This is a genomic window from Planococcus liqunii, assembly GCF_030413595.1.
Classification (GTDB): Bacteria; Bacillota; Bacilli; order Bacillales_A; family Planococcaceae; genus Planococcus; species Planococcus liqunii.
Map to the genome: position 1 here is coordinate 1,140,123 of NZ_CP129238.1, position 15,116 is coordinate 1,155,238.

At 46.2% G+C, this 15,116-nt stretch carries 13 protein-coding genes; 8 read left to right on the plus strand and 5 right to left on the minus strand.

Annotated features, from left to right (window positions below; all coding sequences use genetic code 11):
* Positions 1-83 precede the first annotated feature (83 nt).
* The 3 genes from QWY22_RS05700 (at position 84) to QWY22_RS05710 (ending at position 3,181) form a co-directional block, all read left to right on the plus strand.
* On the plus strand, positions 84-1,283 hold the full coding sequence (locus QWY22_RS05700; protein WP_300983494.1) for a cytochrome P450 family protein: 1,200 nt from the start codon (positions 84-86) through the stop codon (positions 1,281-1,283).
* Positions 1,284-1,378: 95 nt separating this feature from the next.
* Positions 1,379-2,674 (plus strand): DUF2254 domain-containing protein, encoded by a 1,296-nt coding sequence (locus tag QWY22_RS05705; RefSeq protein ID WP_300983495.1) that lies wholly within the window; start codon positions 1,379-1,381, stop codon positions 2,672-2,674.
* A gap of 102 nt (positions 2,675-2,776) precedes the next feature.
* A complete protein-coding gene (locus QWY22_RS05710) occupies positions 2,777-3,181 on the plus strand; it encodes a YndM family protein (RefSeq protein WP_300983496.1) in 405 nt (134 codons plus the stop codon).
* A 500-nt stretch (positions 3,182-3,681) separates the two neighbouring features.
* Here the strand turns inward: QWY22_RS05710 and QWY22_RS05715 are convergent, their stop codons facing one another.
* From QWY22_RS05715 to QWY22_RS05725, 3 genes are all read right to left on the minus strand, one after another.
* Positions 3,682-4,248, minus strand: a complete 567-nt coding sequence (locus QWY22_RS05715; RefSeq protein WP_300983498.1) for a hypothetical protein — start codon at positions 4,246-4,248, stop codon at positions 3,682-3,684.
* Positions 4,249-4,269: 21 nt separating this feature from the next.
* Positions 4,270-5,157 (minus strand): cation diffusion facilitator family transporter, encoded by an 888-nt coding sequence (locus QWY22_RS05720; RefSeq protein ID WP_300983499.1) that lies wholly within the window; start codon positions 5,155-5,157, stop codon positions 4,270-4,272.
* A gap of 83 nt (positions 5,158-5,240) precedes the next feature.
* A complete protein-coding gene (locus QWY22_RS05725) occupies positions 5,241-6,539 on the minus strand; it encodes a hemolysin family protein (protein ID WP_300983500.1) in 1,299 nt (432 codons plus the stop codon).
* Between the two features lie 229 nt (positions 6,540-6,768).
* Between QWY22_RS05725 and chrA the strand changes: the two genes are divergently transcribed.
* The 3 genes from chrA to QWY22_RS05740 are packed head-to-tail and all read left to right on the plus strand — an operon-like array spanning position 6,769 to position 9,831.
* Entirely contained in the window at positions 6,769-7,941 is a 1,173-nt protein-coding gene (gene chrA / locus QWY22_RS05730; RefSeq protein WP_300983501.1) for a chromate efflux transporter, read from the plus strand.
* Between the two features lie 12 nt (positions 7,942-7,953).
* On the plus strand, positions 7,954-9,207 hold the full coding sequence (gene kynU / locus QWY22_RS05735; RefSeq protein WP_300983502.1) for a kynureninase: 1,254 nt from the start codon (positions 7,954-7,956) through the stop codon (positions 9,205-9,207).
* On the plus strand, positions 9,208-9,831 hold the full coding sequence (locus QWY22_RS05740; protein WP_300983503.1) for a cyclase family protein: 624 nt from the start codon (positions 9,208-9,210) through the stop codon (positions 9,829-9,831).
* A gap of 28 nt (positions 9,832-9,859) precedes the next feature.
* On the opposite strand, the gene QWY22_RS05745 is transcribed toward QWY22_RS05740, so the two are convergent.
* Together QWY22_RS05745 and QWY22_RS05750 are read right to left on the minus strand one after the other, a co-directional pair.
* Positions 9,860-10,294, minus strand: a complete 435-nt coding sequence (locus tag QWY22_RS05745; RefSeq protein ID WP_300983504.1) for a low molecular weight phosphatase family protein — start codon at positions 10,292-10,294, stop codon at positions 9,860-9,862.
* 172 nt (positions 10,295-10,466) lie between these two features.
* Positions 10,467-10,988: a universal stress protein gene (locus QWY22_RS05750; protein ID WP_300983505.1), complete on the minus strand. Its 522-nt coding sequence runs from the start codon at positions 10,986-10,988 to the stop codon at positions 10,467-10,469.
* Between the two features lie 597 nt (positions 10,989-11,585).
* Between QWY22_RS05750 and QWY22_RS05755 the strand changes: the two genes are divergently transcribed.
* Both QWY22_RS05755 and QWY22_RS05760 read left to right on the plus strand, forming a co-directional pair.
* On the plus strand, positions 11,586-13,322 hold the full coding sequence (locus QWY22_RS05755) for an ABC transporter ATP-binding protein (RefSeq protein WP_300983506.1): 1,737 nt from the start codon (positions 11,586-11,588) through the stop codon (positions 13,320-13,322).
* A 2-nt stretch (positions 13,323-13,324) separates the two neighbouring features.
* Positions 13,325-15,079, plus strand: coding sequence for an ABC transporter ATP-binding protein (locus tag QWY22_RS05760; RefSeq protein WP_300983507.1), 1,755 nt, complete (start codon positions 13,325-13,327; stop codon positions 15,077-15,079).
* Positions 15,080-15,116 lie beyond the last annotated feature (37 nt).

The window sequence follows — 15,116 nt, forward strand, 5'->3', positions numbered from 1 at the left end:
TCAACATAAATGGAAATTTAAGCATATTGAACGAGACAAAAACAAGCAAGTGCGGGTATATGTAAGAAAAAGGAGGAGTAGCGATGAATACATTCAATTCCGGAGAAGCCCAGTTGTTCACAGAGAAGTTCATTCAAGACCCTTACCCTACTTATGCAAAACTGCGCGAAATGGATCCCGTTCACCAAGTGAGGTTTCCGGACGGTCAGAAAGGCTGGCTGATTACGAATTATGAAGACGCGGCTGCTGTATTAAAAGATCAGCGTTTTATCAAAGACTATTCGAAGCTGTTTGGCGGGACGATGGACCAGATGTCTGTTTTTACACAGAATATGCTGTTTTCCGATCCGCCGGACCATAAGCGATTACGCGGGTTGGCACAAAAAGCGTTCACCCCTAAAATGATTTCAGGGATGCGAGACCGGATTCAGGAAATTGCCGATGAATTGCTGCATGAGATGGAGAACAAAAAAACCATCAATTTAATTGACGATTTTGCGTTTCCATTGCCGATTAGTGTTATTTGCGAAATTTTGGGCGTGCCGGTAGAAGACCGCGACAAGTTCCGCCTTTGGTCGAATTCGTTGATTGAAGGCACAAGCGGAGAAATAGGGGTTAGTGTTTACGAACATATGACGCAGTTTATCCAATACTTAGGCGAATGGTTTGCGAAAGTGCATGAGCAGCCCGGAGATGATTTGATCAGCAATTTGATTATAGCCGAAGAAGAAGGGGACCGGCTGACGCAAAAGGAATTGTATGGTGTCGTCTCGCTTCTGATAATTGCAGGGCATGAAACAACCGTCAATTTGATCGGCAATACAGTACTGGCACTGCTGGCACATCCAGAGCAGCAGCAAAAGCTCAGAGAGCAGGCGGAACTGATTTCACAAGCGATTGAAGAGTCGCTTCGGTATAACGGACCGGTTGAATTCAGCACGTCCCGCTGGGCAAGTGAAGACATCGAATTCAAAGGCAAGCAGTTCCAAAGAGGCGATTTGGTGGTGGTGTCGCTGAATGCGGCAAACCATGATCCTGAAAAATTCAACGACCCAGAAGTTTTTGATATTACCCGGGAAAAAAGCCCGCATTTAGCTTTTGGCATGGGCATCCATTTTTGCTTGGGGGCACCGCTTGCCCGGCTCGAAGGGGAAATCGCCATTTCCAGTTTGCTGGAGCGTTTTCCGAAAATGAGATTGGCAGTGGATGAAAGCGAATTGGTTTGGCGGCCGGGCATGATCGTCCGAGGCGTTAAAGAAATCCCATTAGCCATTGAAGAGTAAAGACCGGATGCTATTTCGGTCTTTTTTATATCCGCGTTTGCTGATTAGGAAGAGTGGGAAAAGTAGGCTATCCGATAAAGAAAGAAGGGGTCTGGTTGAAGCCTGTTTCCTATCTTCTAAAAGAAAAAATCTGGATCGTACCGGCCATGTACAGCGTTGCAGCGATTCTATTATCGCTGGCCACTTTCTACGCCGACTTGTATTTGGTAGAGCGGTTTATTGATCGAATTCCCTCTATATTCCTGACAAAAGTAGCTGAAGGGCAAACAATCCTCGGAATTTTAACAGCAGCGATGCTGACGATGACCACGTTTACGTTTTCTACTGTGCTCGTCGTCTTGACGATGTATACTTCTCAATTTTCTCCTCGCGCTCCTGAAAATTTTATTCAGAGCGCTACTACCCGGCATGTCCTCGGTATTTTTGTCGGGGGATTTATCTTTAACATGCTGTCGCTTCTTTATATGCAGGAAGATGTGTTTGACCATGAAGTCCTTTCCACAACCGCCGGCATACTGATCGTCTTTTTCTGTATTGCGACCTTTGCTTATTACATTCACTTTGTGGCTTCAAATGTCCAAGTCAGCACTTTAACGAATAAACTGACAGCGGATGCAGAACAAGTAATTGCCCAATACTTGGAGCTTTACGAACAGAAGCATGTGTCGGAGGAGAATTGGCGACCCTGGAATCCGAAAGAAACAGTTGGAGCGACGCGTGCCGGATATATCCAATTTATTGGTTTATCCGGTTTGATGGAGCTGGCTGAAAAAAACGATGGCGCAATCGAAGTTATTAGTAAAATTGGCGATTATGTCTATGAAGGAAAACCGGTTTTGCACCTTTATTCTGATCAAAAAATGGATTTGCCTTTTGCCGACTATATAACCATCGGCGATGAGCGGACGGCAGACCAGGACCTGGGATATGCCATACAAAAAATTACAGAAGTGGCCGTACGGGCTACTTCACCTGGAAGACAAGATCCAAATACAGCAAAAGATATTTTAGTCCGGCTGGGCCATTTGCTTGGCGAAATGAGCCATTTGAAGACGGATGGTTTGGTTTTAACGGATGAAAGAGGCAATAACCGGCTGCTTTACCGTTTTGAATCGTACAGCGATATTTTGTACAAAACATTTTATCAGATATCCTACCACAGCAAGAAAGACGTTTCGGTTCATTCTTCTATGACGGATGCATTGATTGTCACAGCCGCTTTAGCTCCTGCATTGCGGTACGATACAATTTGGAAAATACAGCTCTATTTATTGGAAGCCATTAATGATGGGGAATTGAAAACCCTCGACCGGGATTTCCTGCAAAAGAAAGTGGATGAGCTCGCTGAAATCACAGGCCATGAGTCCGTTTTGCTGCAAAAGCCGGATTGAAAACTAATTATTCGAAAAAGTCAAGAAAAATTTCAGGAATATGATTAAAAAAAATAAGAGTGGGTAAAAAATCAATAACAACGAATAAAGGAGGCATGGAAAATGAATCACGTAAAAGCATTGGTCATGAAGTTCGTTATGATTGCAGCAGTCTTACTTATTATTCTCACTTTACTGTTTGATGTTCCTTTTGCTGACACCTTATGGATTAGCCTAGTGTTAACTTTAGTTGCATACGTAATGGGCGATTTGATGATTTTCCGAAAAGCAGGAAATCGTTCAGACCAGAACAAGCGCAATGCCATTGCTACTGTATCTGATATTGTCGTAGCGTTCCTGGTTATTTGGCTAATGGGGGATGCACTTGTCGGCAGCAATGTCGATATTATCACTCCGGCAATCATTTCTGCCATTGTTATTGGCGGCGGAGAATGGTTCTTCCACAAATACCTTGACCGCAGCGTCTTCCCTGAAAAGCATGATACAACAGGCACAGCAACTCGATAAAACAGAAAAAGACTCCTTCATAGGAGTCTTTTTTCAGAGCTTGTAGATAAAAGAATTTTTACACATGATAGCTGAATAAACCTACGACTGGAGAGAAAATACCGAATCCTCCGTTACAGCCGGACGCGTTCCGCGGGCTCGCGCCGAACTAACTCGGAACTAGCGTCCCGAGTGGATTTCGGCACTTCGCTGTCCCGCAGGAGTCGCCGGCCTTCACTCCGGATCCTTGGCGTAGAGTCTACCCAAAAGTATCGCTTTTCTTCTTGAGCTAGCTGGTTGAACAGCATCCGATTTATCGTTCACTTTCGGAAGAAAGAGAGTCGTCCAACCGTACCGGACACGTAGACTCCTGTGGGAGCAGTGAAGGAGCAACGCGACTGATCCCACGGAAAGCGAAGTGGCCGATCCGGTTGGTTCTATGCATCGCTATACATTTCATCTAGCCTTTGTCTACAGTCTGAGAAAAAAGACTCCTTCACAGGAGTCTTTTTTTCATGCCCTTATTGTTCGAGCTCAACGCGTTCGTATAGTCCGCCGGCCTGTTGGATCCGGCTGGCGAGATCGCCGCGCATTTCAAGAATTTTGCCAGAAGACATTTCAATCACTTTGCCATTTTTCAAATACATAGCTACAGACTGGACGGTTTGCGTGTTGTCTTCTTTTCCAATTCGTTCTTCAATTTTCTCGAAGTCTTCCCATTTGTAGCTTTCGGAAGAAATAGAAAATGGCCCGTTGTAAATGAATTCATCCGTTGTCATATAGTAATAGTCACTAAGCGACAACCACATACCGGCACTGCCGGCCACAAACAAAATAGCGGCAGCCAGATACTTCTTCATCCGCATTTCGATGAGCGCCAAAGCGAACAAGCCTGCAGCAATCAGCGCAATGCCAATGCCGCCAGTGATGAGCGAAATATAAGAAGTTCCGATAGCAATGGCCTCCGGTGTGATAAAAATGACCTTTAAGGGATAGAAAATGGCAACTGGTGCAAAAAGAGAAGAAATCAATAAGATGATGGCGAAGGTGATGTAAATGATTTTCTTCTGGTCGACAAAATCATACATATTCCAAGTCTCCTTAAACCATTAATCGGACCAGTCTGGATTTTGATAGTCCGGTTCTATATGTACGAGTACGACGCAATTCGGTTTCACTTTTTGGATTTTTCGTTCAATTTCTTCGGTTATCCAATGGCTCTCAATCACATTCAAGGAAGGATTGACGCCTATAGTCAAATCAATGAACATGACATTGCCGTGATTGCGGCCTTTAAAGTCCCGCAAGATGCTGACGCCTGGTACTTTACGCACAAGCACCGACATCGTTTCCACTTCCTCTTCGTTAAATCCATCGGTCAAGGTCAAAACAGCTTCCTTAAAAATGTCCAGTGCTGTTTTGATGATAATCAGTCCGACGATAAACGCTGTAACCACGTCAATTATTGGAGCACCAAGAACCGCTCCAATAATTCCGATTCCGGCGCCAATACTGACCAAGGCATCCGAACGGTTGTCGTAGGCGGCAGCCCGCACGGCAGAACTTTTTATCTGGCGGCTGAGCTTCATATTGTAGCGGTACACAAAGTACATCACCAAAGCACTGAAAAAGGCGATCCCTGCTGTATAAAGGGAAGGTGCAGCTTCTGCAGGGGAGAAGAAATTGCGTACAGCCCCCAAAAGCACTTGCAGCCCGATAATGGCCATGATGAACGAGGCAAGCAGGGAAGCGATTGTTTCTGCCCGCAAATGGCCATAATGGTGGTTTTCGTCAGGCGGTTTTTGCGAAATCCGCAATCCGATCAATACGGCCACCGATGCAATAATATCTGTTAAGTTGTTCAGTCCGTCCGCCTTCAGTGCTTCTGAAGAGCCGGCATACCCGAAAGAGAGCTTTAATGCGCTGAGGAAGACATAGGCGCCGATGCTGATCCAGGCGCCTTTTTCCCCTTTGCGCAAATTTGTATAGAGCTCCATAAAGTTTCCCGCCTCCAAGTCTTGTAAACAAAGTGAAACGACCCTCGAATGAGAGCCGTTTCGTATAAATTCTTTATTTGTCTTTATTTGCGCTTTTGAACTTCTAAGTAGAGAAGTTGATGTCCATCAATTTCTTTTGCCAAAAAATCATAATTTTGCTCAGAAATTTTTTGCCCTTTAATTGTATCAAAACTTTTGGCCATAAACCATCCTCCGATTGTATCAATGTCTTTATTCGCTATATCGATTCCCAGCAGATTATTGGTGTGGTCAATCAACAGTTTGGCATCAAAGATATAATGTCCTTCTCCCAGCTGTTGGACTTCCGGAATTTCATCTGTATCAAATTCATCTTGGATATCGCCGACAATTTCCTCAAGGATATCTTCAATTGTCACTAGGCCGGAGGTTCCTCCGTATTCGTCCCGAAGAATGGCCATATGGATCCGTTCATGCTGCATTTTCAACAGCAGATCGCTGGCTTTACTTGCGTCAATGACTTGGATGATCGGCAAAGCAAAAATTCCGACAGGCAGCTGCCCGTTTGCCGGATCTTGAATAAAAGCCGTCAACAGGTGCTTCATATTTACCACGCCGACAATGTGGTCTTTACCGCCGTCTGTAATAGGATAGCGGGTAAATTGCTCGTTTTGGACAAACTGGATGGCTTGTTTCAAGCTCGTGTCTTTTTCAATTGTGGTCATGGCGGTGCGTGGCACCATGATGTCTTTCGCATTCAAACTTTCGAACTCAAAAAGTTTATGGGCGTATCCATATCTAAGGACATTAGAATCACCGTTTTTTAAGCTGTCCGATAAGAGCCGTTTTAATTCTTCTTCCGCATGGACAGCGCTGTCGGCAGACGTACGCTGCACCCCAGACATGCCTGTGATGAAACGGACGGAGCCTTGGAAGAGCGGAATGAAAACAAATAACAGCCGGTTGCACCAGACAAGCCAATGAGCATTGACCAGCAAAATTTTTTCAGCCTGCTGGGCAGCAATCAATTTCGGCACCAAGGCACCGGCGACTATGAACAGAAAAGCGATTGACATAAAAGTGACAGCCATGGAAACAGTTTCGGCAGTGCCGGGTGAAAAGCCGACGTGCATCACCATTGGCAAGGTAAACTGTTCTGCCAATCGATGCGACAACCAGCCAACTCCTAAAATGGATGCGGTGATGCCGATTTGGCAAAGACATAAATAATTGTCCATGCCGGCAATGACCTTTTTGGCCGCGATTGCCCGTTTGTGTCCATTAGCAAGCAGCGCATCAATGCGGGCCATCCGTACTTTTACTATCGCAAATTCACTGGCTGAGAAAAAGGCAGTGGCCGCGAGGAAGACAGCAATTGCTGTCAATCGTATGGGTATGTCCAAATGGCTCCTTTGCTTCAGCTTCTAAAAAGCGAAACAAAGTTTACACCTCCTGAAAGGAAAGTCTGATTTAATCTAATAATAAAAGATAAGCTAATAAAAGACAAATAATTCTGAAAATAAATTTACAAATTTGTAACACGCGTTCATATAAGCAATCAGTTATGCTTGAGGGAAGGGATGGGTAAGCAGCTAAAATCAGCCGAAAATCAAAATGGCGAAGGAGAGAATTATGGCAAAAAAGAATTACATGGAAATTTTAAAAGCATCTACGAAATTAGGACTGACTTCTTTCGGAGGCCCTACTGCACATCTTGGGTATTTCAGGGAAGAATATGTAGTGAAACGAAAATGGCTTGATGATAAAGCCTATGCCGATTTAGTCGCATTGTGCCAATTCCTGCCGGGACCGGCGAGTTCACAAGTCGGAATTTCTGTCGGCATGCTGAGAGGCGGAATATTCGGCGGCTTTCTGTCCTGGTTCGGCTTTACAATGCCTTCGGTCATCTTGCTGGTGTTGTTTGCCTTGCTTGTTACCAACGGTTCTTTTGACAGCGGCTGGATCCAAGGCTTGAAAATCGTTGCAGTCGCGGTAGTCGCACATGCCTTAATGGGGATGGGCAAGTCGCTTGCCCCGGATAAACCAAGAATCGCCATTGCTGTCGGAGCTGCTGCGGCAATTTTGCTGATGCCGACGGCTTGGGCTCAAATTGGCATCATTGTATTGACCGGAATCATCGGTTATTTTCTCTATCGAAAAGCAGAGGCGCCGGAAGCCGTCAAGCTGGCTTTAACGTTCGGCAAAAAGACGGGTTTAGCAGCTTGGGCGATTTTTGTGGGACTGCTGATCGGATTGCCTTTGCTTCGCCCCGTTATCGAATCAAGCTATTACGCTATATTTGATATCTTTTACCGTGTCGGATCAATCGTATTCGGCGGCGGGCACGTCGTCTTGCCGATGCTTGAACGGGAAGTGGTTCCGAACTGGATGTCAGCGGATCTTTTTATTTCCGGCTACGGAGCGGCACAAGCCGTTCCAGGACCTTTATTCACTTTGGCTGGTTACTTAGGGCAATTAATGGGCAGCGGACTTGGCGTCCTGCTCGCTGTAGTGGCCATGTTCTTGCCGTCGTTTCTGCTGGTAATCGGAACTTTGCCGTTTTGGAGCATCATCCGCACGAAGTCAGGCGTCCAGGCAGCCCTAAAAGGCGTTAATGCCGGGGTTGTCGGCATCTTGCTGGCAGCGTTGTACGACCCGGTTTTCACTTCGGGAATCCGTGGGCCGCTCGACTTCGCGATTGCGATTATCGCCTTTGCAATGTTAGTCTATTTTAAACTGGCACCGTGGATTGTCGTACTGATTACCGCAATTCTTGGAGCAGGGGCATACGCATTTCTATCATAAGGGGGATGTCGAGTGGCAATAGCAGACAATGAGGAACAGCTCGATTCACTGGCTCGTTTTAAAGCCGAGTTTTATCAACAGGAAAACCAAATTTACATGGATGGCAATTCGCTTGGACTGATGTCAAAAAGGGCGGAAACCAAACTGCTCGAAATAGCAGAAAGCTGGAAGGATCACGCCATTGATGGCTGGACAGAAGGCGCCAATCCTTGGTTCACGATGGCGGAAAATTTGAGTTCGCGGATTGCACCGCTCGTCGGGGCATTGCCGCATGAAGTAATGGTAACCGGATCGATCACCTCCAACATTCATCAGATGCTCGCGACTGTTTTTCAGCCGTCTGAGAGCCGCTGCACTATCGTAGTGGATGAATTGAATTTTCCTTCGGATATTTACGCAGTGGAAAGCCATTTGAAGCTGCGCGGTTTAAATCCGGAGACGGCTTTGAAAAAAATCACGAGCCGGGATGGCTATACACTGGAACTTGAAGATATTTTGGAGCAGTTGACGGGAGATGTGGCCGTATTATTATTGCCATCTGTCTTGTACCGAAGCGGGCAACTGCTGCCGATTCGGGAAATTACTGAAGCCGCCCATCAAAAAGGGATTCTTGTCGGCTTTGATCTTGCACATTCCATCGGTGCGCTTCCGCATACCTTGCACGACACAGAAGTCGACTTTGCTGTCTGGTGCCATTACAAGTACATGAACTCAGGTCCAGGCGGAACAGGCGGTCTTTACCTTCATGAGCGCCATCACCATCTGATCCCAGGCCTGGCAGGCTGGTTCGGTTCAGATAAAACAAAGCAATTCGATATGGATCATTCTTTCGAGAAAGCCGAAGGTGCAGGAGCTTATCAAGTGGGTACACCGCATATATTCAGTATGGCACCGCTTCTGGGTAGTGTAGAAATATTCGAAGAAGCCGGCATTGAAAATATTCGGCAGACATCGCTTCAGTTGACACGGCTTCTGCGGAACTTGATTGCCGAGCAGATTCCCGCCTTCGACGACGTGACGCCGAAACGGGATGAAGAGCGGGGAGGGCATATTGCGCTGGCCCACAAAGAAGCCGCACGAATTTGCAAAGCATTAAAAGAAGCCGGAGTTGTACCTGATTTTCGTGCACCGAACATCATCCGTCTTGCACCCGTTGCCTTGTATACATCATTGGAAGACGTAGAAGAAATGGTTAGCCGCTTAAAAAAAGTGATGGACGAAGAATTGTATAAGAACTATACCAATGAACGAAATGTGGTGGCGTAGATGAAAATCGGAAAAATATACGATATTTCGATGGAACTGAGCGGGCAGACACCGGAATGGCCAGGGGATATTCCATTCCAATATGAACTTGCAGCGACCATTGAACAAAGCGGGTCTGTCAACGTAGGGAAAGTGGTGACAAGTACGCATATCGGAACACATGTAGACGCACCTTTCCATTACGACAATGACGGCATCAAAATCAACGAATTGCCGCTGGACTGCTATTTGACGACCGCACAGGTTGCCGATGTAAGAGGAAAGACTGAAATTACCCGTTCAGATTTGCCGGTAGTAGAAAAAGGGGTAACCGCCATTCTGCTAAAATCAGACAGCTGGAAAGACCGGAGCAAATTCCCGGAAACCTGGCCGCTGTTCGATCCATCGATAGCCGAATGGATGACGGAGAACGGCATCAAGCTGCTGGGAGTAGATGTGCCGTCGGTGGATACAGAACACAGTAAAGATTTGCCGATGCATATGGCAATGAACCGCCATGGCCGATTCATTTTGGAGGGGATTGTCCTGGATGAGGTGCCGGCAGGCGTTTACCAATTGGCGGCACTTCCGCTGAAAATCAAAGGCGCTGATGGAAGTCCGGTCCGTGCAGTCCTTTACACATAAAAAAACCTTCACTTATGTGAAGGTTTTTTTACATATGTGCAGACCGGAAATACGGCTCCAGATTCTTAATGTTAATCGCTATTTCGTCGCACACTTCCTGGTATAGCGCCCATTGTTCCGACAAGTCGGATGAACGGAGCTCAGGATTTTGGATGTCCCACCTCAACAGTTTCTGAGCAGGCAGATCGCTTGGTATATCAGCGGACTCGTATTCGCTGTCATGCAGCGCAACAATCAGGTCTGCCTGGCTTACTTCATGGGTGTTGTAGGCACGCGGCTGTACTTCCGGCACATTCAATACAATTTCTTTCATTATCTCAACTGGCGTGTCATTAATCGATGGATCGCCCCATGCAGCACTTCGGATATCCCAATCACTAAGTTCGAGGCGGTTCGCCCAGATTTCAGCCATGAGACCGCGGTGCTGGCTGGAAGAGAGAAAATATACGGTATGTTTAGACATGGCTGAATCCCTTCTTCCTTTGTGATAACTTTTATCTTATTAGTAATCTATACCCACAACATCCACTTTTAAACTGACACTTTCTTACTAATGTAAGGGGATAAATCAATAAAACATCAAAAAAATAAGTTTACTCGGTTCTTTTGGAATACACCCACCGAGTAAACTTTTATTATTTTACTACGAGAACCGAACATGGCGCTTCTTTGATCAATTTACGGCTTACTGACCCGACGAAGAACTTTTGAAGTCCGGACTTGCCGCTGTTGCCAATAATCAATAAATCCACGTGCTGTTCTTCAATAAAAGCGGGAATCGTTTTGCTGGCATTTCCTTCCAAAGCTAAGACGTTCGCTTGGACGCCTTTTTCTTCCAGCTGCTGGTGGATCGAATTATGCATATGCTTGGAAAATTCGATGGAAGTATCCGCATAATCCGAGTTTGTCTGAGACGCCATGCCGTCAATGTCGGGTGGCATAAACTGGGCATACGTACTGTCTACATTCGCCGAAACAACACGTGGTGTCGTGCCGCCTCCAGCTTCTACTAACCCGGTGGATTCATGGTATTGCTCGTTCACATAAATAATGGTCAATTTAACATCAGGCAAGGCTTTTTTGAATTCAATAGCTTGGTCGAATGCCAGGCGGCTGCCGTCTGAACCATCATAAGCCACCATAATGTTTTGATACATACCATTCAACTCCGATTCTATTATTCTTATTACTAAAATACCCTAAGCATGGTAAACGAAACCTTATTCCTATAAGACAGGCGCACGGAAAACAAAAGAGCCATCAATCTTTCTCAATTGCTTATTAAGAATATAGGAATATTATGTAATTTTATTAAGATTTCGATTTATTCCGAAAAATCTTGACAATTTAAAAATAAGGGTGTTACTCTTGAATTACCAAATCAAAGGAAAAGGAGGTTTTGACAATGAAAAAGTTATGGAGTGCACGTTCAGTCAATTTCATATTGTTGTCGGACCATCCGGATTTTTCCCTTTGAATTTATTTCGGGACTAAAAATATCGGGGCTGGTCTGACATCCAGTCCTCTTTTCGTGCGCGCGTGCCTAGAAAACAGGTACGCGCTTTTTTGTGTTCAACTGACGGCCCTTTCGGGGCATACGGAGTTTTGTCCAGCTTTTTGCTGTTCAAATAGATAAAAAACTAAAGGAGAGAATGAAGATGAAAAAACTTCAACAACGAAAAATTCTAATCAAGGAATCGCTGGAAGGCGACTAGCAGGAACTTAAAGCAGAAAGAAGAAAGAAGGCGTAAATGATGTTTAGTGTTTTATGGAAATTAAGATGGTTTTTTAAAGAAAACTGGCTGCGCTACACCGTAGCTGTAGGCTTATTGATGATTGCAAACGTCATTGAAATTGTGCCGCCTTGGTTAATTGGCATTGCAATCGATTCAATCGCGCAAGGGGAATTGACAAGCCAGTTATTATGGCAATACATTCTTGTGCTGGTGGTGTCATTGGTGCTGGCCTACTTAATCAATTTTGTCTGGCAATATCAGCTGTTTGGCGGGGCATACGTCATTGAGCGCCAGCTCCGTTCCAGTTTGATGGGGCAATTTTTGAAAATGACTCCGACCTTTTACGAAAAAAACCGGACCGGTGATTTAATGGCGCGGGCAACCAATGATTTGCGGGCCATCTCCGAGACAGCCGGTTTCGGGATTTTGACAATGGTCGATTCCACTCTGTATATGGCAACAATCATTGTCGCAATGGGCTTTCTGGTATCATGGGAGCTAACCTTTTTTGCACTCATCCCATTGCCGATCCTCGCGATTGTCGTTCAAATACTCGGCAAAAAAATCCATGTCCGCTATACGGCAGCCCAGGATGCTTTTGGGGGGATGAACGACAGCGTGCTGGAATCGGTTGGTGGTGTCCGGGTCATTCGGGCGTACGTGCAGGAGCGGGCATCTGAAAAAGAATTTTCAGATATGACAAATGATGTGTATGAAAAAAACATGGCCGTCGAGCGGATTGATGCCTTGTTTATGCCGGTCACAAAAGTCCTGACCACCATCAGTTATATGATTGGTCTGGGTTACGGGGCAGTGCTCGTTGCAGAAGGCACAATGTCGCTCGGCGATTTGGTTGCCTTTAACGTTTACTTGGGAATGATTGTCTGGCCGATGTTTGCCATCGGTGAAATGATCAATATCCTGCAGCGCGGCAATGCGTCGGTAGACCGGGTAAACGAAACACTCGAGTACCAGGAAGACGTGAAAGATCCGGCAACTCCGGAATTCATTGATAAACCAAGCCATATCGGCTTCCGGAATTTCAGTTTCACGTATCCGCAATCGAGTTCGATTAACTTGCAAGGCATCAATCTCTCAATGAACAGCGGCCAAACGCTGGGCATTGTCGGGAAGACGGGAAGCGGGAAGACGACCTTCGTGAAGCAATTATTGAGAGAGTATCCACTCGGCGAAGGATCAGTCATGATGAATGGCGTCGAATTGAGCGATTTGACAAAAGATCAGCTGCGCAGTTGGATCGGCTATGTGCCGCAGGACCACGTGCTGTTTTCCCGTACGATCCGGGCCAATATTTTATTTGGAAAATCGGATGCTACTGAAGAAGACATTCAGGAAGCGATTCGGCTTTCCCATTTTGAAAAAGATCTGGAGATGCTGCCGAATGGCCTGGAAACTTTGGTAGGGGAAAAAGGCGTCGCTTTATCCGGCGGTCAGAAACAGCGGATATCCATTGCACGGGCATTGATCAAAAATCCGGAAATTTTGATTCTGGATGATTCGCTTTCTGCCGTGGATGCGAAAACAGAAGCGAAGATTATTGAGAATATCCAGTCAGAACGCTCCGGGAAAACGACGATTATCACCACTCACCGCCTATCGGCAGTTCAGCATGCCGACTGGATTGTGGTACTGGATGACGGAAAAGTCATTGAAGAAGGAACACATGAAGACTTGCTGAAAACAAAAGGTTGGTATAGTGAACAATTCCTCCGCCAGCAGATTGAGGAGGTGTAAGCATGGGAACAGGAAAACGTTTGCTCCAATACGCCATGCATTTTAAAGGAATCTTGATCGTTGGTTTGCTGCTTTTAGCCATTACGGTAGCGGCTGACTTGGCGGCACCGCTTGTAGCCAAGGAAATTATCGACAACCACATCGCTCCGGTCGGCGGTACGCTCAACTTTGAGCCGATTGCCTATTTACTGGCTGTTTATCTGGGGCTCGGGGTCGTAGCAGCGGTATTCCGCTTTCTCGAGTATTTATACTTGCAAAAAGGGGCAAACCGCATCATTCAGAAAATGCGCAATGATGTCTACAAGCATGTACAGACATTGCCAATCCGTTATTTTGATAGCTTGCCTGCCGGAAAGGTGGTCTCCCGCATTACAAACGATACGGAAGCAATTCGGGAACTGTTTGTAACGGTGCTGTCGCAATTTGCCACCAGCTTTATGTATATGGGCGGCATTTACGTTGCCATGTTTTATCTGGATTGGAAACTAGCGGCGATGATGCTGGTGTTGGTTCCGCTTCTATATGGCTGGATGCTCGTGTACCGGAAGTTCGCGGCTAAATACAACCACGTTGTCCGTGAAAAATTGAGCGACATGAACGCCATGATCAACGAGTCGATTCAGGGGATGACGATCATCCAGGCCTTTCGCCGCGAGAAGCAGATGAAAGAAGAATTTGAAGAGATGAACAATAAGCATTACAAATTCCAGCAGAAACTGCTCATTTTGGAAGCAACTGCTTCCTACAATATGGTCGGCGTACTGCGCTCCTTGGTTTTTGTATTGTTTATCTGGTATTTCGGCACCAATGCCATTACGGCAAACTCAGCGGTCACAGTCGGTGTCCTTTATGCCTTCGTGGATTACATCATCCGTTTGTTCAATCCGATCAGCGGCATCGTCAACCAGTTTGCCAAGCTTGAACAGGCGCTTGTAGCAGCGGAACGTGTTTTCCGTTTGCTCGACCGGGAAGGCGAAGCGGTCAGCGACGAAAACATTGCCCGGTACCGCGGCAATGTTCGGGTGGAACGGGTCTGGTTTGCTTACAAAGACGAAGAGTATGTTCTGAAGGATATTTCATTTGAAGCGAAGCAAGGGGAAACGGTTGCGTTGGTCGGCCATACGGGATCCGGAAAAAGTTCCATCATGAATTTGCTGTTCCGTTTTTACGATGCGACCAAAGGAACCATTACCATCGATGGACAGGATATTACGAAAATGTCCCGCCAGGCTGTCCGTGAGCATATGGGAATTGTCCTGCAGGATCCGTACTTGTTCACGGGAACGATCGAGTCGAACGTGTCGCTTGGAGACAAGCGGATCACCCGCAAAATGGTGGAAGATGCGCTTGCTGCTGTTGGCGGAGAGCGGGTGCTGAAACATTTGCAGGGCGGCATTGACGAACCGGTAGTGGAAAAAGGCAGTACGCTTTCTTCCGGCCAGCGGCAATTGGTTTCATTTGCCCGCGCACTGGCTTTCGATCCAGCCATCCTCATTCTGGATGAAGCCACTTCAAACATTGATACGGAGACGGAAGAAATCATTCAGCATGCAATGGAAGTGCTGAAAAAAGGGCGCACTACCTTCATCATTGCCCACCGTTTGTCAACGATCAAAAACGCAGATCGCATTCTTGTGCTTGACCGCGGTTCAATAGTAGAATCAGGTTCCCATGACGAGCTGATGAAACTAGGCGGCCAGTACTATCAGATGTATCAAATCCAATCCGGAATGTCCTCTACCCAGCACGTCGGGTAAAAGGGGCATTCCCTTTTTTTGTCGCCGAAAATGCTAT